Annotated in this window: 18 protein-coding genes and 1 tRNA gene; 8 read left to right on the top strand and 11 right to left on the bottom strand. The window is 60.0% G+C overall.

Features of this window, described 5'->3' with window-relative positions; genetic code table 11:
• Nucleotides 1-14: 14 nt before the first annotated feature.
• The 4 genes from A7D21_RS21030 (at nucleotide 15) to A7D21_RS21015 (ending at nucleotide 3,934) form a co-directional block, all read left to right on the top strand.
• Nucleotides 15-356: a ribonuclease E inhibitor RraB gene (locus A7D21_RS21030; RefSeq protein WP_003193463.1), complete on the top strand. Its 342-nt coding sequence runs from the start codon at nucleotides 15-17 to the stop codon at nucleotides 354-356.
• A 413-nt stretch (nucleotides 357-769) separates the two neighbouring features.
• Nucleotides 770-2,179, top strand: a complete 1,410-nt coding sequence (locus A7D21_RS21025; RefSeq protein ID WP_069552613.1) for a circularly permuted type 2 ATP-grasp protein — start codon at nucleotides 770-772, stop codon at nucleotides 2,177-2,179.
• Between the two features lie 4 nt (nucleotides 2,180-2,183).
• Complete coding sequence (locus tag A7D21_RS21020) at nucleotides 2,184-3,134, top strand: alpha-E domain-containing protein (protein ID WP_053257525.1); 951 nt, start codon at nucleotides 2,184-2,186, stop codon at nucleotides 3,132-3,134.
• The gene (locus tag A7D21_RS21015) at nucleotides 3,131-3,934 is read left to right on the top strand and encodes a transglutaminase family protein (protein WP_053257524.1); all 804 of its coding nucleotides are present in this window, start codon (nucleotides 3,131-3,133) and stop codon (nucleotides 3,932-3,934) included. The genes A7D21_RS21020 and A7D21_RS21015 overlap by 4 nt, the downstream gene beginning before the upstream one ends.
• Nucleotides 3,935-4,002: 68 nt before the next feature.
• Here the strand turns inward: A7D21_RS21015 and A7D21_RS21010 are convergent, their stop codons facing one another.
• Nucleotides 4,003-4,809 (bottom strand): cytochrome c, encoded by an 807-nt coding sequence (locus tag A7D21_RS21010; protein WP_069552632.1) that lies wholly within the window; start codon nucleotides 4,807-4,809, stop codon nucleotides 4,003-4,005.
• 649 nt (nucleotides 4,810-5,458) lie between these two features.
• On the opposite strand from A7D21_RS21010, the gene A7D21_RS21005 reads away from it, so the two are divergent.
• The 3 genes from A7D21_RS21005 to A7D21_RS20995 all read left to right on the top strand — a co-directional run bounded on the left by A7D21_RS21005 (nucleotide 5,459) and on the right by A7D21_RS20995 (nucleotide 9,782).
• Nucleotides 5,459-6,664 (top strand): acetyl-CoA C-acetyltransferase, encoded by a 1,206-nt coding sequence (locus tag A7D21_RS21005; RefSeq protein ID WP_069552612.1) that lies wholly within the window; start codon nucleotides 5,459-5,461, stop codon nucleotides 6,662-6,664.
• 16 nt (nucleotides 6,665-6,680) lie between these two features.
• Nucleotides 6,681-8,828 carry a 3-hydroxyacyl-CoA dehydrogenase NAD-binding domain-containing protein gene (locus A7D21_RS21000; RefSeq protein WP_069552611.1) on the top strand — a complete coding sequence of 716 codons (2,148 nt, stop codon included), beginning with the start codon at nucleotides 6,681-6,683 and terminating at the stop codon, nucleotides 8,826-8,828.
• Between the two features lie 228 nt (nucleotides 8,829-9,056).
• Nucleotides 9,057-9,782: an amidotransferase gene (locus A7D21_RS20995; protein ID WP_069552610.1), complete on the top strand. Its 726-nt coding sequence runs from the start codon at nucleotides 9,057-9,059 to the stop codon at nucleotides 9,780-9,782.
• Here the strand turns inward: A7D21_RS20995 and A7D21_RS20990 are convergent.
• The 3 genes from A7D21_RS20990 to A7D21_RS20980 form a co-directional block, all read right to left on the bottom strand.
• Complete coding sequence (locus tag A7D21_RS20990) at nucleotides 9,779-10,750, bottom strand: magnesium and cobalt transport protein CorA (RefSeq protein ID WP_069552609.1); 972 nt, start codon at nucleotides 10,748-10,750, stop codon at nucleotides 9,779-9,781. The two genes, A7D21_RS20995 and A7D21_RS20990, sit on opposite strands and share 4 nt — an antisense overlap.
• Nucleotides 10,751-10,792: 42 nt before the next feature.
• Nucleotides 10,793-11,539, bottom strand: a complete 747-nt coding sequence (locus A7D21_RS20985; RefSeq protein ID WP_069552608.1) for a 1-acyl-sn-glycerol-3-phosphate acyltransferase — start codon at nucleotides 11,537-11,539, stop codon at nucleotides 10,793-10,795.
• Between the two features lie 213 nt (nucleotides 11,540-11,752).
• Nucleotides 11,753-12,445, bottom strand: a complete 693-nt coding sequence (locus A7D21_RS20980; RefSeq protein ID WP_069552607.1) for a crotonase/enoyl-CoA hydratase family protein — start codon at nucleotides 12,443-12,445, stop codon at nucleotides 11,753-11,755.
• 335 nt (nucleotides 12,446-12,780) lie between these two features.
• Between A7D21_RS20980 and A7D21_RS20975 the strand changes: the two genes are divergently transcribed.
• Nucleotides 12,781-12,870, top strand: a tRNA-Ser gene (locus A7D21_RS20975).
• 133 nt (nucleotides 12,871-13,003) lie between these two features.
• Here A7D21_RS20975 and A7D21_RS20970 read toward each other — a convergent pair.
• The 7 genes from A7D21_RS20970 to A7D21_RS20935 form a co-directional block, all read right to left on the bottom strand.
• Complete coding sequence (locus A7D21_RS20970) at nucleotides 13,004-14,197, bottom strand: Arm DNA-binding domain-containing protein (RefSeq protein WP_069552606.1); 1,194 nt, start codon at nucleotides 14,195-14,197, stop codon at nucleotides 13,004-13,006.
• A 94-nt stretch (nucleotides 14,198-14,291) separates the two neighbouring features.
• Nucleotides 14,292-14,501, bottom strand: coding sequence for a hypothetical protein (locus tag A7D21_RS20965; RefSeq protein WP_069552605.1), 210 nt, complete (start codon nucleotides 14,499-14,501; stop codon nucleotides 14,292-14,294).
• A gap of 13 nt (nucleotides 14,502-14,514) precedes the next feature.
• A complete protein-coding gene (locus A7D21_RS20960) occupies nucleotides 14,515-15,366 on the bottom strand; it encodes a DNA adenine methylase (protein ID WP_069552604.1) in 852 nt (283 codons plus the stop codon).
• Between the two features lie 261 nt (nucleotides 15,367-15,627).
• Nucleotides 15,628-16,254 carry a hypothetical protein gene (locus A7D21_RS20950; protein ID WP_069552602.1) on the bottom strand — a complete coding sequence of 209 codons (627 nt, stop codon included), beginning with the start codon at nucleotides 16,252-16,254 and terminating at the stop codon, nucleotides 15,628-15,630.
• Complete coding sequence (locus A7D21_RS20945) at nucleotides 16,247-18,235, bottom strand: DNA cytosine methyltransferase (protein ID WP_069552601.1); 1,989 nt, start codon at nucleotides 18,233-18,235, stop codon at nucleotides 16,247-16,249. Before A7D21_RS20945 ends, A7D21_RS20950 begins: the two co-directional genes overlap by 8 nt.
• The gene (locus A7D21_RS20940) at nucleotides 18,232-18,498 is read right to left on the bottom strand and encodes a hypothetical protein (RefSeq protein ID WP_069552600.1); all 267 of its coding nucleotides are present in this window, start codon (nucleotides 18,496-18,498) and stop codon (nucleotides 18,232-18,234) included. Before A7D21_RS20940 ends, A7D21_RS20945 begins: the two co-directional genes overlap by 4 nt.
• Before the next feature lie 58 nt (nucleotides 18,499-18,556).
• Nucleotides 18,557-18,868 carry a hypothetical protein gene (locus tag A7D21_RS20935; protein ID WP_069552599.1) on the bottom strand — a complete coding sequence of 104 codons (312 nt, stop codon included), beginning with the start codon at nucleotides 18,866-18,868 and terminating at the stop codon, nucleotides 18,557-18,559.
• Nucleotides 18,869-18,892 lie beyond the last annotated feature (24 nt).

Genomic DNA, 18,892 nt, shown 5'->3' with positions numbered 1-18,892 from the left:
GAGGAGGACGTTTCATGAGCACAGCCTATCAAGAAGACATCAGCACCAACGTACTGCGCCGCATGAAAGAGGGCGGCTTTGACTTCTCGCGTTTTCACCCCATTGAGTTCTACGCCATATTCCCGGATGAGGAACGGGCGCGCAGAGCTGCGGGTCGATTTCGTGGGGAATCCCTGAATGCCCAGGTCAGCGCGCGCGATGATGGCGCCTGGTACCTGGAGCTGAGCAAAATCATGTTCGCAACCTACGACGGTATAGGAGACTTCGAGCAGGACTTTGAAGCGGTGGTCGAGCCGCTGGGCGGAATCATCGAAGGGTGGGGCGTCAAGCAGGAGGTGCGTGGGTTACCCATGTAGCTGGATTTTATGAGCAACGCAGCGTATCGGCTGACCTTTGGGTCGGCCGATTTTGTTTGTGCTGTCTGAAATTTTCCGAAAGTACCGAGCACTTTTCGTGCACAAAAAAAAGCCACCCGAACAGGGTGGCTCAAAGGGAAGAGAGGGTCGCTGAAATCTCAGGAAACAAACCTGTTCAGCCGATGGGGGTGATTATCCGCAGGCGGGGCCGGGCAGTGAAATCAACTCTGACTATGCTGTTGATAGTCAAAGCCTGCATTGCGATGAAGCGCGCGTCATGCGCGCTGGCATTCTGCGCACCAGGACGGTGCGGTCAGATTTTGTAGGTTATTTAACTGGCTGATTCTTAAGTGTTTATGCCGATGGCACGGGCCTTGCGACAGTGCTTGCGCCCGGGTGACAAGGAGTACGGCATGACCCGCACTTATTACGATGAAATGTACGACGGGGCAGGGCAGGTCCGCCCCCATTACCGCGAGTTCGCCCGTTGGTTGGCCGACACGCCGCCCGAACTGCTGGCGCAGCGCCGGCGTGAAGCCGACTTGCTGTTCCACCGTGCGGGCATCACCTTCACCCTTTATGGGGATGAACAGGGCACTGAGCGTCTGATCCCTTTTGACACGATCCCGCGCAGTATTCCGGCGAGTGAATGGCGGATTGTCGAGCGTGGTTGTATTCAACGGGTCAAGGCGCTGAACATGTTTCTCGCCGACCTCTATCACGACCAGCGCATTATCAAGGCCGGCATTGTCCCCGCCGAGCAGGTGCTGGCCAACGAGCAATATCAACTGGCAATGCAGGGCCTGGACCTGCACCGCGATCTGTATTCCCACATCTCCGGAGTCGACCTCGTACGCGATGGCGATGGCACTTACTACGTGCTGGAAGACAACCTGCGCACCCCAAGCGGTGTCAGCTACATGCTTGAAGATCGCAAGATGATGATGCGGCTGTTCCCGGAATTATTCGCGGCGCAGCGCATTGCGCCGATTGATCATTACCCCAACCTGCTGCTCGACACCCTCAAAAGCTCCAGCCCGCTGGATAATCCAAGTGTGGTGGTGCTGACCCCGGGGCGCTTCAACAGCGCGTTTTTTGAACATGCCTTCCTGGCCCGGGAGATGGGCGTGGAACTGGTAGAAGGTGCCGACCTGTTCGTGCGCGACGACCGCGTATTCATGCGCACCACCGACGGCCCCAAGGCCGTGGACGTGATCTACCGGCGCCTCGACGACGCCTTCCTCGACCCGCTGGCCTTCAACCCGGATTCGATGCTTGGCGTGCCCGGCCTGCTCGCGGCCTACCGCTCGGGCAATGTGGTACTGGCCAACGCGATCGGCACCGGGGTGGCGGATGACAAGTCGGTGTACCCCTTTGTCACCGAGATGATCCGCTTTTACCTGGATGAAGAGCCGATTCTGAAGAACGTTCCGACGTTTCAGTGCCGAAAGCCCGATGAACTCTCCCATGTGCTGGCCAACCTGCCGGACCTGGTGGTCAAGGAAACCCAAGGCTCCGGCGGCTACGGCATGCTGGTCGGCCCGGCCTCCACGACGGCGGAAATCGAAGCCTTCCGCGCCCGTATCAAGGCCAAGCCCCACGCCTATATCGCACAACCGACCCTGTGTTTATCCACCTGCCCGACTTTCGTCGAAAACGGCATTGCGCCGCGCCATATCGACTTGCGGCCGTTTGTATTGTCCGGCAAGGAAACCCGCGTCGTTCCCGGCGGCTTGACCCGTGTGGCGCTGCGTGAAGGCTCGCTGGTGGTCAATTCGTCCCAGGGCGGCGGCACCAAAGACACTTGGGTGGTCGAGGACTGATGCCATGTTGAGTAGAACTGCCTCGGATTTGTATTGGATGTCGCGCTACCTGGAGCGCGCGGAAAACCTCGCGCGCATGCTCGATGTCAGCTATTCGTTGTCGCTGATGCCCCAGGATGGGCGCGGCGATGGTCTGCATGAATTGGCCATGCCGTTGTTGATTACCGGCACGCTGGACGATTACCACGAACGCCACGGTGAACTGCACGCCGAACGCCTGTTGCACTTCTTTGCGCTGGACGCGGCCAACCCGGCCAGCATCTACAGTTGTCTCGGCGCCGCACGGGCCAGCGCCCACGCGGTGCGTGGGCGAATCACCGCCGACATGTGGGAAAACATCAACGCCACCTGGCTGGATATTCGCGATATCGCCCAGCAAGGGCTGAGCCTCTACGGCATGAGCCGGTTTTGTGAATGGGTGAAGGAGCGTTCGCACCTGTTCCGGGGCGCTACCTACGGCACCATCATGCGTAACGATGCGTTTCGTTTTATTCGCCTGGGCACCTTTATCGAGCGCGCCGACAACACCCTGCGCCTGCTCGATGCGCGCTATGAAATGGCCGGTGACCAAGCCGCCACCGTCACCGACGGCACGGCCCACGCCTACTATCAATGGAGCGCCTTGTTGCGCGCCTTGTCGTCGTTCGAGGCCTACACCGAGATTTACCGCGACGCACCCGGCGCCCGGCAAGTGGCCGAGTTGCTGCTGTTACGCGCAGACGTCCCGCGTTCCCTGCGGGCCTGCAGCGAAGAGATCGACCAGATCCTCGCCAGCCTGCCCGGCCTCAACGGCCGCCCGGCCCAGCGCCTGGCCGCCGAGATGGACGCGCGCCTGCGCTTTACCGCCATCGATGAAATTCTCGAGGAAGGCCTGCACGCCTGGCTGACCGATTTTATTCCCTTGGTCCGCCAGTTGGGCGACGCCATCTACAGTTCCTACCTGGAGGCGGCATGAGACTCTCCATCAGCCACGAAACCACCTACCGTTACGAAGATCAGGTGCGCGCCAGCATCCAGTACCTGCGCCTCACGCCCCACGACAGCGAGCGCCAGCATGTGCTCAGTTGGCAACTCGACCTGCCGCGCCCGGTGCGGGCGCAGGTGGACCCGTTCGGCAACATCCTGCACGTGCTGACCCTGGATGAACCCCACGACGCCATCATCATTGGCGCCCGTGGCCAGGTGGATATCGACGAATTACGCGAGGCCGAACACGAGAGCCAGTCAGCGTTCCCGTTCCTGCGCAGCACGCGCCTGACCGAGCCCGACGAGGCACTGCGCGGCTTTGCCGAGCAACACTGCCATCAACGTCGCGACCGCAGCGCGTTGATCGACCTGATGCACGCCCTCAACCAATCCATGGTCTACACGCCCGGCGCCACCGAAGTCGACACCTGTGCGGCGCAGGCCTTTGCCGGTCGGGCGGGTGTTTGTCAGGACCACACCCATGCGTTCCTGGCCTGTGCACGCAGCCTGGGGGTTCCTGCGCGATATGTGTCGGGGTATCTGTACACCGAAGACAGCACGCACCTGGCCAGCCACGCCTGGGCCGAAGCCTGGCTGGAGGACGCCTGGTACAGCTTTGACGTGACCAACCAACTGGCCCGGCCGGAGCGGCATTTGAAACTGGCCGTGGGCCTGGACTACCTGGATGCCTGCCCGGTACGCGGCATGCGCCGTGGTGGCGGGCATGAACAGATGCATGCCAAGGTGTTCGTTGCGCCGACGCCGGTGATTTCAGTGCAGCAGCAATAATTGCCAGAACGCAGCTGATCAAATGTGCGAGCGGGCGAGCCCGCTCGCACAGGGCATGTTCGCGACGCTCAGGGCAGCTGTTTACGCCCCGCCATATGCTTCAAATACCCCACCAGCAACTCCAGCTCGCCATCCGGCAACACACTCGCGGTAAACGCCGGCATCTTCGCTTGTGGCCAATGCCGCAGGCTCTGCGGGTCGCGAATATAGCGCTTGAGGAAATCCCCGCTGAAATACTCGGTGGGGCTGTAGGGCACGTTCAGGTCCGGGCCCATCTGTGCATCGCCGGCGCCGTTGAGACGATGGCAGGCCAGGCAGTTTTTCTGGAACACCGTAAAGCCCTGGTTGATCGGGTCATTTGCGGCCAACTTCGGGTCGGGCACCAGAGCCGGAAAACGCTCGGCCACCGTCTTCAGTTGCTTGATGGCGGAGAGTTGAAACGGCCACTGCTCAGGGCTGATAGACGCAGCGTGTGGGTCGGTCCACACCAGATAGAACGGCCCGGCGCTGGGTTTGTCCGGCGCCAGCGCGGGCCATGGGTGCGCCGGGTCTTCCACCGCCAGCCAGGCACGTGCGCCGTGCGTTTCCAGCAGTGGCGCGGCCGTCAGCTCGGCGGCAAACCCATCCAGGGCGACGGCCTGCAGGTGGTTATCGGGTTTAAGACCTGGCAGGAGTTTCGCCAACGGCACTGCGCGATACGTCATGTTGCGCTTGTAGGAAACGTCATCAACGATCTGCACCGTCTGCGCGTCGGGGTGCTTGAGCAGGTCCTCGGTCTGCCAGGTTTTGCTGGCGTGGTCCAACTTAATGGTCAATTGCGCCGCCGCAGCGGGCAGGGCCAACAGTAAGGCGAGGAAGGCAAGGATCGGTTTCAAGGGGCAGCCCGGTTTGAAGTGGCGGTTGCGCCCACGATACCGGAAATCTGCACGCAAAAAGACAGCCCCTGCAACGGGACCGCTAGACGCAATGTCCCGGCAGGTGCTGCCAAAACCTGCAGTCCTGTGGCGGTGTGTGCACGGAATGTGGGGATTGAGCCGTCACCCAATGATCTTGGTTAAATTGGGTAAGATCAGAATCAGTGTGGTGGCGAAAAGAATAAGTCCCGCCTGACGTACTTTCGTGTGTTTAAACATGGCTGACTGCCTTTTGTTGTTATTCCTGAGCGTCAAATGCGTGCCGGTTAATTTCAGTATCGCAACGTGACGTGTCGCTTTTCTTACAGTTGCTCCAGCAAAACCCGGCAGCAACTTCTTACTGATTCAACCTTAGAGCCCTCGTTCTTTGCGGCTTAGATCCATTTCATATCAGCTAATCAGTAAATCCGCTAAAAACGGCATGAGGCCTAAGGCCATCTTGGCGCCAGCCCTGAGGCTAGACAGCTAAAACGTTTAACCGGGCGTTTCCAGTAGCTGGCTACCGTTCGTCCGAGCGAGGCGGTCAAAAGCAATGAGCGCATCCGTCATTGAAACCGTGTCAATCGGGCCTAAGGTAAGGGTCACACATGCACAGCGGTTCGAGGACGTCATGACCCAAGCTTTGATCTTTGATGCAATACGCACGCCGCGCGGCAAAGGTAAGGCCGACGGCGCCTTGCACAGCGTCAAACCGGTAAACCTGGTGGCGGGCTTGCTCACCGCGCTCGCCCAGCGCAGCGATCTCGACACGCGCCAGGTGGATGACATCGTCCTTGGCTGCGTCACCCCAGTGGGTGACCAGGGGGCCGATATCGCCAAGACCGCCGCACTGGTGGCCGACTGGGACGTCAGTGTTGCCGGTGTACAGATCAACCGCTTCTGCGCTTCGGGCCTTGAAGCGGTCAACCTCGGCGCGATGAAAGTGTGCTCCGGCTTTGAAGACCTGGTGGTGGTCGGTGGCGTCGAATCCATGTCCCGCGTGCCGATGGGCAGTGATGGCGGCGCCTGGGTGCTCGACCCGCAAACCAACATGCACAGCCACTTCACGCCCCAGGGCATTGGTGCGGATTTGATCGCGACCCTGGAAGGCTTCACTCGCGAGGACGTCGACGCCTTCGCCCTACATTCCCAGCAGAAAGCGGCCAGGGCGAGCGCAGACGGTTCTTTCAACAAATCGCTGATTGCGGTGCAGGACCAGAACGGCATCGTACTGCTGGACCATGACGAGTTTATCCGTGGCGACTCCACCCTCGAAGGCCTCGGCAAGCTCAAGCCGAGCTTCGAGATGATGGGGCAGATGGGTTTCGACGCCACCGCGCTACGGGTCTACAGCCATGTGGAGCGCATCAACCACGTACACACACCCGGCAACAGCTCCGGCATTGTCGATGGCGCGGCGCTGATGCTGATCGGCTCGGCGGCCAAAGGCCGTGAACTGGGCCTGCAACCGCGGGCGCGGATTGTCGCCACGGCGGTTACCAGCACCGACCCGACCATCATGCTCACCGGCCCGGCGCCGGCTACACGCAAAGCCTTGGCCAAGGCCGGTTTGCGCGTGGAAGACATCGACCTGTTCGAAGTCAACGAAGCGTTTGCCTCGGTGGTGCTCAAGTTCATCAAGGACATGGGCATCGATGCTGCGCGGGTCAACGTCAATGGCGGCTCCATCGCCATGGGCCACCCGTTGGGCGCCACAGGCTGCGCGATCCTTGGCACCTTGCTCGACGAGCTGCACGTGCGCCAGCAACGCTACGGCCTGGCGACCCTGTGTGTCGGCGGTGGCATGGGCATCGCCACTATTATTGAACGCCTCTGAGCCCAAGGAATTCGTCATGACCGAAGCCATTCGTTACGAAAAAGGCCAGGACCAGATCGTGGTACTGACCCTCGACATGCCCGGCCAGAGCGCCAACACCATGAACGGTGCGTACCGCGAGGCGATGGCGGCCACTGTCGCGCGCCTGGAAGCGGAGAAGGACACGCTGGCCGGTGTGGTCATTACCTCGGCGAAGAAGACCTTTTTTGCCGGGGGTGATCTCAATGAATTGATCAAAGTCGACAAAGCGCACGCCAAGGATTTCTACGCCGGTGTGTGGGTGTTAAAGGCGCAATTGCGCCGCTTGGAAACACTCGGCAAACCGGTGGTTGCCGCGATCAATGGCGCTGCGCTGGGTGGCGGCTGGGAGATTTGCCTGGCCTGCCATTACCGCGTCGCGCTGGACGACCAGTCGGTGCAGCTCGGCTTGCCGGAAGTCACCCTGGGCCTGTTGCCGGGCGGCGGCGGGGTGGTCCGCATGGTGCGCATGCTGGGGCTGGAAAAAGCCTTGCCATATTTGCTCGAAGGTAAAAAAGTCCGTGCGCAGCAGGCGTTGCAAGCGGGCTTGATCAATGAGCTGGCGGTGGACCGCGACGAACTGCTGGCCAAGTCCCGCGCCTGGATTCTCGCCCACCCTGAGGCCAGGCAGCCGTGGGACACCCAAGGCTATCAGCTCCCCGGCGGCACGCCGTCGAACCCCAAAGTGGCGCAGATGCTGGCGATTGCGCCGTCGATTTTGCGCAGTAAAACCCAGGGCTGCTTCCCGGCGCCGGAGAAGATCCTGTGTGCCGCCGTGGAAGGCGCCCAGGTGGATTTCGACACGGCGCACCTGATTGAAACGCGCTACTTCACCGAGCTGGTCACCGGGCAGGTGGCGAAAAACATGATCGGCACCTTCTGGTTCCAGCTCAATGAAATCAACGCCGGCAGCTCACGCCCACACGGCTTCGCGCCTTACCTCACACGTAAAGTCGGCGTGCTTGGCGCGGGGATGATGGGGGCGGGCATCGCGTATGTCAGTGCCTGTGCGGGCATCGAGGTGGTGCTCAAGGACGTCAACCTGGCAGCCGCCGAGAAGGGCAAGGCCCATTCGGCCGCGCTGCTGGACAAGAAGGTCAGCCGTGGGCAACTGACGGCCGAACAGCGCGAAAGCACCCTGGCACGGATTCATCCTACGCAGGATGACGCCGACCTGGCTGGCTGCGACCTGATCATCGAAGCGGTCTTCGAAGACCGTGAACTCAAAGCCAAGGTGTCGGCGGCTGCGCAAAACGTGGTCGGTGCCGACGCGGTGATTGCCTCCAACACCTCGACGCTGCCCATCAGCGGCCTGGCCAACGCGGTGCCCGATCAAGGCAAGTTTATCGGCCTGCATTTCTTCAGCCCTGTCGACAAGATGCCGCTGGTGGAAATCATCAAGGGCGCCCTGACCAGCGACGAAACCCTGGCACGAGGTTTCGACTTCGTACTGCAAATCAAGAAAACCCCGATTGTGGTCAACGACAGTCGTGGCTTCTTCACCTCACGGGTGTTCGGCACCTTTACCAACGAAGGCATTGCGATGTTAGGCGAAGGCGTGGCCGCGCCGATGATCGAGACCGAAGCGCGCAAGGCCGGGATGCCGGTGGGGCCGTTGGCGGTGTCGGATGAAGTGTCGCTTAGCCTGATGAGTCATATCCGACAGCAGACTGCGAAGGATCTGCTGGCGGAAGGTCGGGAGGTGCCGACGCATCCGGCGACGCGGGTGATCGATCTGTTGGTGAATGAATACAAGCGTGCGGGCAAGACGGCCGGGGGCGGTTTCTACGATTACCCCGCAGGCGGGCAGAAACACCTGTGGCCCGAGTTGAAAGCGCGGTTCGAACAGCCCGGCAAACAGATTTCGCCACAGGATGTGCGCGACCGTTTGCTGTTTATCCAGGCGATTGAAACCGTGCGGTGTGTGGAGGAGGGCGTGTTGATGTCGACGGCTGACGCCAACGTGGGCTCGATCTTCGGCATTGGCTTTGCCGCGTGGAGTGGCGGCGCGCTGCAGTTTATCAACCAGTACGGGCTCAACGACTTTATCGCCCGCGCGCGCTACCTGGCTGAGCAGTATGGCGAGCGGTTCTCGCCGCCGGCTCTGCTACTGGATAAAGCTGCCCAGGGCGCAATATTCGCCTGATCGAAACGCAATATGTTGGGCAATAGAGAACCCTCATGGGAGCGGGCTTGCCCGCGATAGCGGTATGTCTGCCACTGCAAATGTTGGCTGATATGACGCCATCGCGGGCACGTTGAATCGGCGCACCGTCGCTCCTGCGGGTAGGCCCATGGTGGGACTTGCTTTGCAGGGGTATTTCAGGGCAGGCTGGGGTGTGCATTATTCCCATCACCGTGTCAGGTATTTTTTATGTCGCTACGCGTCTGTATCCTGGAAACCGATATCCTGCGTCCAGGCTTGATCGATCAGTACCAAGGGTACGGGCAGATGTTCAAACGCCTGTTCTCCAAGCAACCGATAGCCGCCGAATTTGTCATCTACAACGTCGTCCAGGGCGAATACCCGTCAGATGATGAGGTGTTCGACGCCTACCTGATCACCGGCAGCAAGGCCGATTCCTTCGGCACCGACCCATGGATCCAGACCCTTAAAACCTACTTGCTCGACCGCTATGCGCGCGGCGACAAGTTGCTGGGCGTGTGTTTCGGTCACCAGTTATTGGCGCTGCTGTTGGGCGGCAAGACTGAACGCGCCAGCAAAGGCTGGGGCATGGGCATCCACGACTACACGCTGAATGCCAAGGCGCCATGGATGAGCCCGGTGGTGGAAGAACTGACCTTGCTGATCAGTCATCAGGATCAAGTGACCCGCCTGCCGGAAAACGCCACGGTGATAGCGTCCAGCGATTTTTGCCCGTATGCGGCGTATCACATCGAAGACCAGGTGCTGTGCTTCCAGGGCCACCCGGAATTCATCCACGATTATTCCCGCGAGTTGCTGGAGATTCTTCAGACAACTCTGGGGGAAAAGGTCTATACCCACGGCGTGGCAAGCCTGGAGCGCGACCACCACGGTGCCACCGTGGCGGAATGGATGATGCGCTTTGTCGCGCACAAGCCAGAGGCGGCCGTTTAAAGCCAGCCCGAACGTTTGAAGCTCGCCCACAAACCGGTGCAGCCTGCCGCAATAAACCCGAGCACCGCAAAATAGCCGTAGTGCCATTGCAGCTCGGGCATGTTCTGGAAGTTCATCCCATAAATCCCCGCCACTGCGGTGGGGAATGCCAGAATCGCCGCCCACGCGGCGAATTTGCGTTGCACCACGCTTTGACGTGAGGCCTCCAGCAACACACCGATCTCAATGGTCTGGCTGGCGATATCGCGAAGGGTGGTCAGGTCTTCCATCTGCCGCGTCACGTGGATCTGCACGTCACGGAAGTAGGGGCGCATGTTTTTGTCGATAAACGGGAAGCTCAGTTTTTGCAATTCCTGGCTGATTTCGACCATCGGCGCCACATAACGCTTGAGCCGCAGCACGTCACGACGCAGGCCGTGGAGGTTGTGGATATCGGTTTCATTCAGGGAATTGCACAACACGTTGCGTTCCAGCTCATCGATCTCGGCATGGATCGCCTCGCTCACCGGCTGGTAGTTTTCGGTGACGAAGTCCAGCAGCGCATAGAGTACGAAATCTTCCCCATGCTCCAGTAACAGCGGCCGCGCCTCACAGCGCTGGCGCACATAGCCGTACGACGCTGAGTGGCCGTTGCGTGCGGTAATGATGTAGCCGTTACCGGCGAAAATATGAGTTTCGATAAACACCAGCTTGCCGTTCTCGCGCACCGGTGAGTAGGTCACGATAAACAGCGCATCGCCGAAGGTTTCCAGCTTCGGTCGGCTGTGTTTTTCCAGGGCGTCTTCAATGGCCAGTTCATGCAGGTTGAACTGGCGTTGCAGGTTGGCCAGTTCATGGGCGTTGGGCTCTTCCAGGCCGATCCAGACAAAATGGTCGGGTTTGGCGGCCCAGGCCGCGCCCTCATCGAGGGTAATATCGGTGACTTTCTTTCCGCCGCTGTAAACGGCGGCCGCAACAACTCTACCCATGGTGCAGATCGCTTCTTGTTAGGAGGACAGGTGTTGGGCAGCTTAGCTGGAAGCGAGTTCGATTGTTGCGGCACTTTGCAGCTCACGGTCCATCGCGGCAATGCATTCATCCATCTGCGTCTGACAGGCCTGCATCAATTGAGGGATGTCATCCGAAGTCAGGCCTGCGGTAGGAATCGGTGGCAACGAGCGTATGAGCACATCACCGCTGTTCCACTGATTAAGCTGCATATGGGTGACGTAATTGCTGACACACACCTGGACGATCGGCACACCTGCCGCGATTGCCATATGGAACGCGCCCTTCTTGAACGGCAACAGGCCTTTGCCCAGGTTGCGCGTGCCTTCCGGGAACACCCAGATCGACGTGTCCTGATGCTGCAAGGTGTGCGTGGTCGTGAGCATCGCGCGGCGCGCCTTGTGCGCGTTGCCACGGTCGATCAGCACATTGCCTGCCAGCCAGAACAACTGGCCGAACAGCGGCACCCATTTCAGGCTTTTCTTGGCGATGCACACCGTGCGGTAAGGCACCACATTACCCAACACAAACAGGTCATAGTTGGACTGGTGGTTGGCGATGATCACGCACGTACCGGGCTTGTTGCGCAGAGAGTCGACATCCGTCTTCACGTTTAAACGCAATATCCACATGGCGGGCAGCGCATAGAGGCGCGCGCACAAGCGACTGTTGTCGGGATTGAACGGCCGACAAATGCCCAGCAGCACGCCCAGCACTCCGGCAACCATAAAGTGCAGGCCCATCAACAACATACGTAACAGAAAGAGCATCGACACGGCCCATCGGGACAAAAGGTGGCGCAGTGTACGGATGTGCACTGTATTCGGCAATTGCCCCTACAGACGTAGGAGTTAGGCGATGTTTAAGCACATGTTTCAACGTAAGCCGACAAGGCCTGACTAGAGCGGCTAACGAGGTTTCGGATTTATCGGTAAGAAAAAGCCCGACTCAAGGTCGGGCTCAGGCGTTGCCGCTGCGGGGTGTTAGCTCAGGATATGGCCCTGATCCTGGATGATTGCATCATCCAATGCTTCCAGCAGTGCTTTACGCACCTTCAGCTTGGTGTGCTTGTGGGCGTTCATATTGATCTTCTTCAATTGGCGGGCCGCTTCCAGGGCCGCCGCGTGCAATTCTTCCGGTGCGACCACCTTATCCAGGAAGCCCGCTTGCAGTGCGCCCTGCGGGTCAAACATCTCGGCATTGATCACCGAACGATGAAACGCCGACTTGCGCAGCCGGTCCCGCGCCAGCTCGATACCGGCATGGTGCATGGTCATGCCGATCGCCACTTCGTTCAGGCCAATGCTGAACGGGCCGTCCACACCAATCCGATAATCTGCCGACAACAGCAGGAACGCACCTTTGGCCACCGCATGCCCTGGGCAGGCGACGATGACGGGGAACGGGTGCGACAACAGGCGACGCGCCAACGTCGAGCCCGATGTCACCAGGCCAATAGCCTCTTTCGGCCCGGCCGTCATCACCTTCAAATCATAACCGCCCGACAGAATCCCCGGCGTCCCGGTGATGATCACCACCGCCCGATCTTTCTCGGCCTGATCCAGTGCCGCATTAAACTCACTGACCACCGCCGGAGAAATGGCATTCACCTTGCCGTTGCTCAAGGTCAGGGTCGCGATACCGTCTTCGAGGTGGTAGGCAATCAGATCACTCATGATGCGGTTCCTTGTAGGACTTGTTATAGATAGGCTGTTTATAGAAGAGCATGCGCAGACGTTACCCACCACACCCGCCCCGGTAAAGCGCCATGACTGACTACTCAGTCAGACTTTTCCCGCATCCCCTAGGTTAGACGGCCTAGGGCAGGGCGCAGCAGCCGTCCCAAGCGCATGCCGGCGGTGCCCGAGAATGGCAGAATCACCGCCCTCGCCGGGCAGGTAACGGCATAACCGCCTAACCGCATGAAAATTCTGAAAAAAACCTTTGCCATCAGAAAGGCTTTCGACTACATTAGCGCGCCTCGACAGACTGAACTGGTTTGACGAGATACGGTGAAGTGTCCGAGTGGCTTAAGGAGCACGCCTGGAAAGTGTGTATACAAGAAATTGTATCGAGAGTTCGAATCTCTCCTTCACCGCCAAATTTGAAACGACTAAACCCCTGAAAACGTTAAAGTTTTCAGGGGTTTTGTGTTTTTAGAGGGTCAAAAAAGGCCCATATGGGAACATCCATGGGAACACGGGCTGCTGGAGTGCCCGCGCTCGAACCCCTGTTTATGGGGCTTCGTCTCCACCTGGTGGCTGAATGCCCAGGGCGTGTTGCAGCATGCCGATGACGTCCGGGCCGTCCTCGTTGATCCACGTGCCGTAGTGCTGCCGGATCATGTTCGCGCTGGTGTGGCCCATCTGTTCGGCGATCCAGTCAACCGAAGCCACGCCGGTGGTAAGCAGCTGGCTGGCGTAGGTGTGCCGACACTGGCCAGGCCCGCGATAACGAACGCCGGCCGCTTTCAAGTGCGCTTTGAAGAACCTGTCCCTCACGACAAAGTCGCTGACGTGCGGCAGGCCGCTCTTGGTGTTCAGGAACACAAAGTGCAGTTTGTGCTTGCGGACGGTCTTGTTGTCCCGCTCGACGACGTCGACCGTGTCCACAGTCTTGAGCTGGTTGATGGCGTCCAGTTTGCGCAGGGCATCCCATGCCGGCTCCAGCAGCCGCACTTTGCGCGTAGAGCGCCGGGTTTTCGTCACTCGATAGGCCCCGCGCACCTTGGACCTGCGGAAAGTCACCGTCCCCTGTTTCAGATCGACGTCCTCCCAAGCCAGCGCGATGGTCTCCGATACCCGTGGGCCAGCCCAGATCATGAACTGCACCATCAGCAGCTCCTGCGTGCGGCTGGTGTGTGTTCCGAGGATCTGCTTGATTTCCGCCCTGGTGAATGGGTCGGGCGCCTCAGGATCGGGTAGGCGCACGAATAACCCCTCGGTTGGGTCGTGCGCGACCTTCTTCCGGGTGCGGTACAACCGGAACACCTGGCGCACGTTGCTGATGATGTCGCGGATGGTCTTGTTCTTCAGTCGCTTCGACAGCGGCCCCTGGATCCACTCCTGCAGGTCCAGGTGGTCAATCTGATCGATCTGAACGTCACCCCAGCGCGGCCGCACATGAACCTCGGCCTTGTTCTTATATCCACGGAAAGAGGTAGCGGCCACGCTGTTGCTCTTGATCGTGAGCCAAAGGTCGAGGTAATGCCCGAACGTGTTCTCGGCCAGCTTGGTCGATTCGGGAAAATGCCGGCGGTAATCAAAGGTACCGGCCTGTATTTCATACTCGATCACTGTGACCAGGCGCTTGGCATGCTCCCGGTTTTCTGGTGTGTTGCCGCCGGGCACCAGTTCCCGGCACAGCTCGCCATTGAAACGAAAATAGACCCGTACCGAATTGCCACGGGCCTCTACGCCATCTGCCATATGCGTCCCCACGCGTTGTATCGAAAGATTCTTCCAGGCGAAAGAAAAAAGGCCCGTCGCCGGGCCTGATGTATTGCGGGTTTAGTGTTGCCGATTACTGCTGGCGAAGTAACCAGAACAGGCTGGCGCTTTTTCTAGGTGCCGGTGTTACCCCGGCTTGGGCTTCCTTTGCGCGGCGCCTGGCGTTGAGGGCCTGGCGCGCTTTGCTGCACTTTTGGTGGTTGCCGTGGGCACGGGATTTGCCGCACTGGTCGCAGACGCCGGTTAGGTCGAGGTTCCAAGGGAAGGATTTGCCGTTGTTCATGGTTTGTCCTTAATCATCGGTTTTCTCCAAACAGGGACAGGCGATTCAACTGACTGTGGCAGTGTGGGTTGACCCATATGCATTCAGTACGGGTCGCGGAGCCGCGCCCAGCACTGATGCGGGCGGAGGTGCCATAAGTGGCCCAGCCAGGGAGCAGCTCGGCATACAGATCGCTTGGATAACCAGACAGAACCACCATCCCTTCCAGCTCGAGCAAAACGGCAAGCAATTCCCGGTGCGCCGCGTCATTCATCTCGTGCTTGTAGTACCGGCCGCTGGACGCGCCCTTGTACCTGGTGTCGTGCACGTAGGGTGGGTCAACGTAATGCAGGGTGTTTGGCCCGTCATGCGCCTTAATCACCTCGATCGCCGGCCGGTTCTCAATCAACACTCCACTCAGCCGCTGACCTACTTCTGCAAGTTGATCGGGATAGACCGCCCAGAGGGACTGGGCGGTACCGTATTGGCGTTTGGTATCAATGCGAAAGCCCGTGACACCCTTGGTCGCACCGGCGGAGCCGAATCCCATTTGAGCCCTGATGATTGTCCGGCGGGCTCGTTCTATCGGGTCGGAGCAAGACTCCCACGACAATTCAAACTCCTCCCTTGAGTAGGGTGTGAATACCAGGCGTTCAACAAGTCCTGATCGGGAGTCTTGATCCTGCAGTACTCGGAAAAGGTTGACGATGTCGCCGTCCAGGTCGTTGTAGACCTCGGCATATGATCGAGCCTTCTGCATCAGCACTCCGGCGGCGCCACCGAATGACTCGACGTAGCAAGTGTGCTGTGGAAAGTGTTGCAGCACCCAGGGTGCGAGCCGGAACTTGGCGCCGTGGTAGCGGATGACAGGTGATGTAATTGCCATTGTCAGCTCCCCATCACATCCGAAACGATTGATGAATGAACGCCGGCTGAGCCTTATGCTCTGCTGGTTTCGCCATATCGCCCTGAACCTCGCAAACGAACCGATGCCGCTTCCGATTGGGCGCAGTTAGCGCCTGGGTCAGACCAGGCACGACGTCGGAGCACTGCTCGTAGGCGTGGGGACCGCTCCAGCTATCAGCCCTCACCACCTGGCAATCTGTACGGGTCGCATCCGCGCATAGGTAAAGCAAAAGAAATACGGTCATGGTGCATTCCTCGCGCCGCAGTTCGGGCAGTCGTCGAAGCGTTGACGCTCGCTGAGGAAGCGCCCGCAACCTTCGCAGTTGAGCCGGTCGCTGTAGATGCTGTTGCGCGTGCGCTTGAGCTTGGGCAGCTTGAGGGCGACTGAGCGCAGTGCCTGCTTGTGGTCGAGCAGCGCGGTCCGGACTACCGGCCGTGAACGCTCGACGATGTATCCGCATGGCCAAAGCTCGAAGCCTTGGTCCAGGTACCCAGCGGCATCTGCCGCCGCCGGGTGGATGGCGTCATCCAGGTTGCCGGTTGGGCCTTTGCCGCCGCGCCACACCAGATCATTGCCGTCCCACTCGCGTGCGTAGGCCACATATACGTGGCCGTCTTCGTTGCGGTAGGCCTCGGCCTCTGACTTGGTGAGGTACTGGCAGTCAACGCCGACCTCTGCCCGCGTGCGGACGTACTCCACTGGCCAGGGCAGGTCGGTTTCGCGGCATTCGTACTGCTTGACCGCGGACTCGCGTTTGAACTGCTCAGCCTCGTTCAGGTTCGAGGTGTAGCCGCCCCCCTCACGCCAGAACATGGCCCGGCTGCCGACGTTGCTGCGGCTGTCCTGCAAGAAGAAGAGGTCAGACATGATCAACCTCCTGCTGCGCTACGCTCAGCGCAATCGCTACCGGCTGCACCCAAATCGACACGTTGCTGAGCATGAACGTCTCTCCCGCCTCGGAAAGCAGCAGCGTCATGCCGAACACATCCGCCATCGCCTTTGCCGCTGCGCGCGGTACAGCGTTGCCGATCCGCTCCCGGTGGTTGCCGTCGTTGACCCCATCCAGCAGGAAGAACCGTGCCTGCTCGATTTTGCGCACCCGCTGCATCACCTGAATTTCGTGAGCGGTCTGTGGATCCGTGGACCAGTGGTCCTCTGGATCAAACAGCGATTGCAGCGCGGCCAGCTCCAGGGTGGTGAAGGGGCGGTGCCAGGTACCGTCGAGGCTGGTGATCATGCAGGTCAGCCGATCGTTGGGTGCCGGCATGCGCTGGTCCGCAACCGACCACCGGCCGTTGTCGTGGCAGGCACTGGCAGAAACGGCGCCGGCCGGAGTGTTGTAATCGACGACACCGTAATGCCCGCCAGTCAGGTACGCGTCACCCTTGGTGCGTGACATGCCTGGGCGCGGATCTGCGATCGACAATGCGCCGCTGGCAACCTGTTGCGAGCCGGTCACTGTCTTGGCGTTATCGCACCAGGGCGTGATGCGCAGCTTTTGCGTGCTGGCCCCTGGGTGCCAGTTCTTGTAGGCAGGATCCGCCACAGCGAAAGCGCCTTGCCCGGTGGTGCTGCCGGCGATGACGGTGCCGGCCGGCTTGTTGTAGTCGGTGACTAGGTACTTGCCGAAGCCTTTTCCTTCCCGCCGAGGGTCTTGAACACAATGCCCTGAGCCGTGGGCGCTGGTAACTGATTGCGCTGAACGGTCCCACGGTATAACGCGAAATTCGTTGCTGTGCTTGGCGGGGCCGGCATGCCGGGGGTCGGCAACACTGAAGGTTCCCTGTCCTGGGCTGCGCTGCCCGGTGACAACGCCGCAGTGCCGGTCGAAGGGCAGCACGCCGTACTGGGTGTATTCGAATTTGCTGGTCGGACGCGGATCTGCCACGGAAAACTTGCCGTTCATGGGGCGGCTCGCACCTGCGACCACGCCGGCTGTATCGTCCCAATCGACAACTCCGAGCACGCCGTTGTGATATTCCGGCACGATCACAAAGTCACGTAGGTGACCGTCCTCGATCGCAAAACGGCTCAGGCTGCGCCAATCCTTCCCTGCCTCAACCAGGGCCAAGCGCACCCACGTTTTCCACTGCAACGCTGGCACCCGGTGCATAGGCCCAGCCTGGTCGATGTCGCCGGCCAGCGGCATGCGGCTCAGCACGTCACCGACGGCGCGCAGGCTGCGTTTTTCCGGTTCGTACAAGAATGCTGGAACCTGCTCGACGTGCCTGGCCACCAGCAAGAAACGCTTGCGACTCTGTGCCAGCCCGCCAATTTCGCCACAGTCGTGAGTAGTTTCCGCCACCGCGTAGCCGTAGTGGCGGAGCAGCTTGGTGATCTGGTCCAGCAAGTAGCGGCCACGGGTTGCCAGGCGCGGCACGTTTTCGAACACAATCAACTTCACAGGGTTGTGCTTCCAGGCTTCACACATCAGCCACACGCAGCGCAACGTCAGCTCGTTGAGTGCCCGGTATTTGGGTGTCTGGCTCATTGTCTCGGACAGCAAGCCTGAAGCGCCCTTGCAGGGGCTGCTGATGAATACCGCGTCAGGGTCTTCGTTGCCGGCGGCGCGGCGCAGGTCCTCAGCCGTGGCTTCCTTCCAGCCGGAGGGTGGCTGCTTGCCATGGAACGCGGTGAACTGCTCGCGGGTAAACAAATCCATAAGCGTGCCAGGCACACCGGTCATCATTTGGAAGTCGCGCAAGCCGGCTGGGTCTACATCGACGCCGCCCAGGCAGCGCCATTCAGCTTGCACAGGGCCGAGGATTGGTTTGGAGTCGCTGAAACCAGCGGCGCCGCTGCCGAGGCCGCAGCAGAGGTGGAAGTGGGTGAGGGTGCGCTTGATCATGAGCGTCCTTCCATGAGCATGCGTGTCAAAGCATTGGGTTGGCCTTCCGGCGTCAGTTTGTCGAGTGGCTGAGTGATGCTGCGACCGTTTGCGGCGCGCAAAGTGGCGACGTTTCCATCGATCCCTACCAGCACGCCTTTACGAGCGCTGAGACGGTATTCCCGGCCTCCGCCGCTCATTTCGACATAGCTGACCGTATCACCGACTGCCAGCGGGGTTGTGGTAGCCTCTGCGATACCGCCTTTGGGTTGATTCACTTGCATGGTGCTTCTCCTTTGGGTGGTAGGTGTCGAGGGGTTGCAGCCCCTCGGCACCACCTTCTTACTGGCTTTCGCCGTTTGGGTTTTGCTTCCGCACCAGGTGCAGCAGCAGGTTTTCAAACTCAACAACTTCATCCGCTGCTGATTGCCATTCAAGGACTGCCTGGATCTGATCCCGGCTGCACTCCAGCACCAGAATTTCTTTGTCGCCTACCGCACGAACTTCAAGAATCGCGACCAGACCCGCCGGGTCGTAAGCCTCGGCGTGAACGATTTTCCCGGTCTCGTTAAACCAGTCTTTCAGCTCTTTCAGGTGCCGAAGACGGTTTGTTTCCCCCTGTTGGCCGTCGCCGGTGATGACTTGTACATGCATGGTGCTTCTCCTTTGGGTGATTGG

It is taken from the genome of Pseudomonas sp. AP19, from assembly GCF_001728855.1.
Classification (GTDB): domain Bacteria; phylum Pseudomonadota; class Gammaproteobacteria; order Pseudomonadales; family Pseudomonadaceae; genus Aquipseudomonas; species Aquipseudomonas fluorescens.
The sequence above is the reverse complement of the archived record's forward strand: the minus strand, read 5'-3'. Positions and strand labels throughout refer to the sequence as shown.

Coding starts and splice junctions, on each gene's coding strand:
- A7D21_RS21030 (WP_003193463.1), top strand. CDS start 15: ATGAGCACAGCCTATCAAGAAGACATCAGCACCAACGTACTGCGCCGC.
- A7D21_RS21025 (WP_069552613.1), top strand. CDS start 770: ATGACCCGCACTTATTACGATGAAATGTACGACGGGGCAGGGCAGGTC.
- A7D21_RS21020 (WP_053257525.1), top strand. CDS start 2,184: ATGTTGAGTAGAACTGCCTCGGATTTGTATTGGATGTCGCGCTACCTG.
- A7D21_RS21015 (WP_053257524.1), top strand. CDS start 3,131: ATGAGACTCTCCATCAGCCACGAAACCACCTACCGTTACGAAGATCAG.
- A7D21_RS21005 (WP_069552612.1), top strand. CDS start 5,459: ATGACCCAAGCTTTGATCTTTGATGCAATACGCACGCCGCGCGGCAAA.
- A7D21_RS21000 (WP_069552611.1), top strand. CDS start 6,681: ATGACCGAAGCCATTCGTTACGAAAAAGGCCAGGACCAGATCGTGGTA.
- A7D21_RS20995 (WP_069552610.1), top strand. CDS start 9,057: ATGTCGCTACGCGTCTGTATCCTGGAAACCGATATCCTGCGTCCAGGC.
- A7D21_RS20990 (WP_069552609.1), bottom strand. CDS start 10,750: ATGGGTAGAGTTGTTGCGGCCGCCGTTTACAGCGGCGGAAAGAAAGTC.
- A7D21_RS20985 (WP_069552608.1), bottom strand. CDS start 11,539: ATGCTCTTTCTGTTACGTATGTTGTTGATGGGCCTGCACTTTATGGTT.
- A7D21_RS20980 (WP_069552607.1), bottom strand. CDS start 12,445: ATGAGTGATCTGATTGCCTACCACCTCGAAGACGGTATCGCGACCCTG.
- A7D21_RS20970 (WP_069552606.1), bottom strand. CDS start 14,197: ATGGCAGATGGCGTAGAGGCCCGTGGCAATTCGGTACGGGTCTATTTT.
- A7D21_RS20965 (WP_069552605.1), bottom strand. CDS start 14,501: ATGAACAACGGCAAATCCTTCCCTTGGAACCTCGACCTAACCGGCGTC.
- A7D21_RS20960 (WP_069552604.1), bottom strand. CDS start 15,366: ATGGCAATTACATCACCTGTCATCCGCTACCACGGCGCCAAGTTCCGG.
- A7D21_RS20950 (WP_069552602.1), bottom strand. CDS start 16,254: ATGTCTGACCTCTTCTTCTTGCAGGACAGCCGCAGCAACGTCGGCAGC.
- A7D21_RS20945 (WP_069552601.1), bottom strand. CDS start 18,235: ATGATCAAGCGCACCCTCACCCACTTCCACCTCTGCTGCGGCCTCGGC.
- A7D21_RS20940 (WP_069552600.1), bottom strand. CDS start 18,498: ATGCAAGTGAATCAACCCAAAGGCGGTATCGCAGAGGCTACCACAACC.
- A7D21_RS20935 (WP_069552599.1), bottom strand. CDS start 18,868: ATGCATGTACAAGTCATCACCGGCGACGGCCAACAGGGGGAAACAAAC.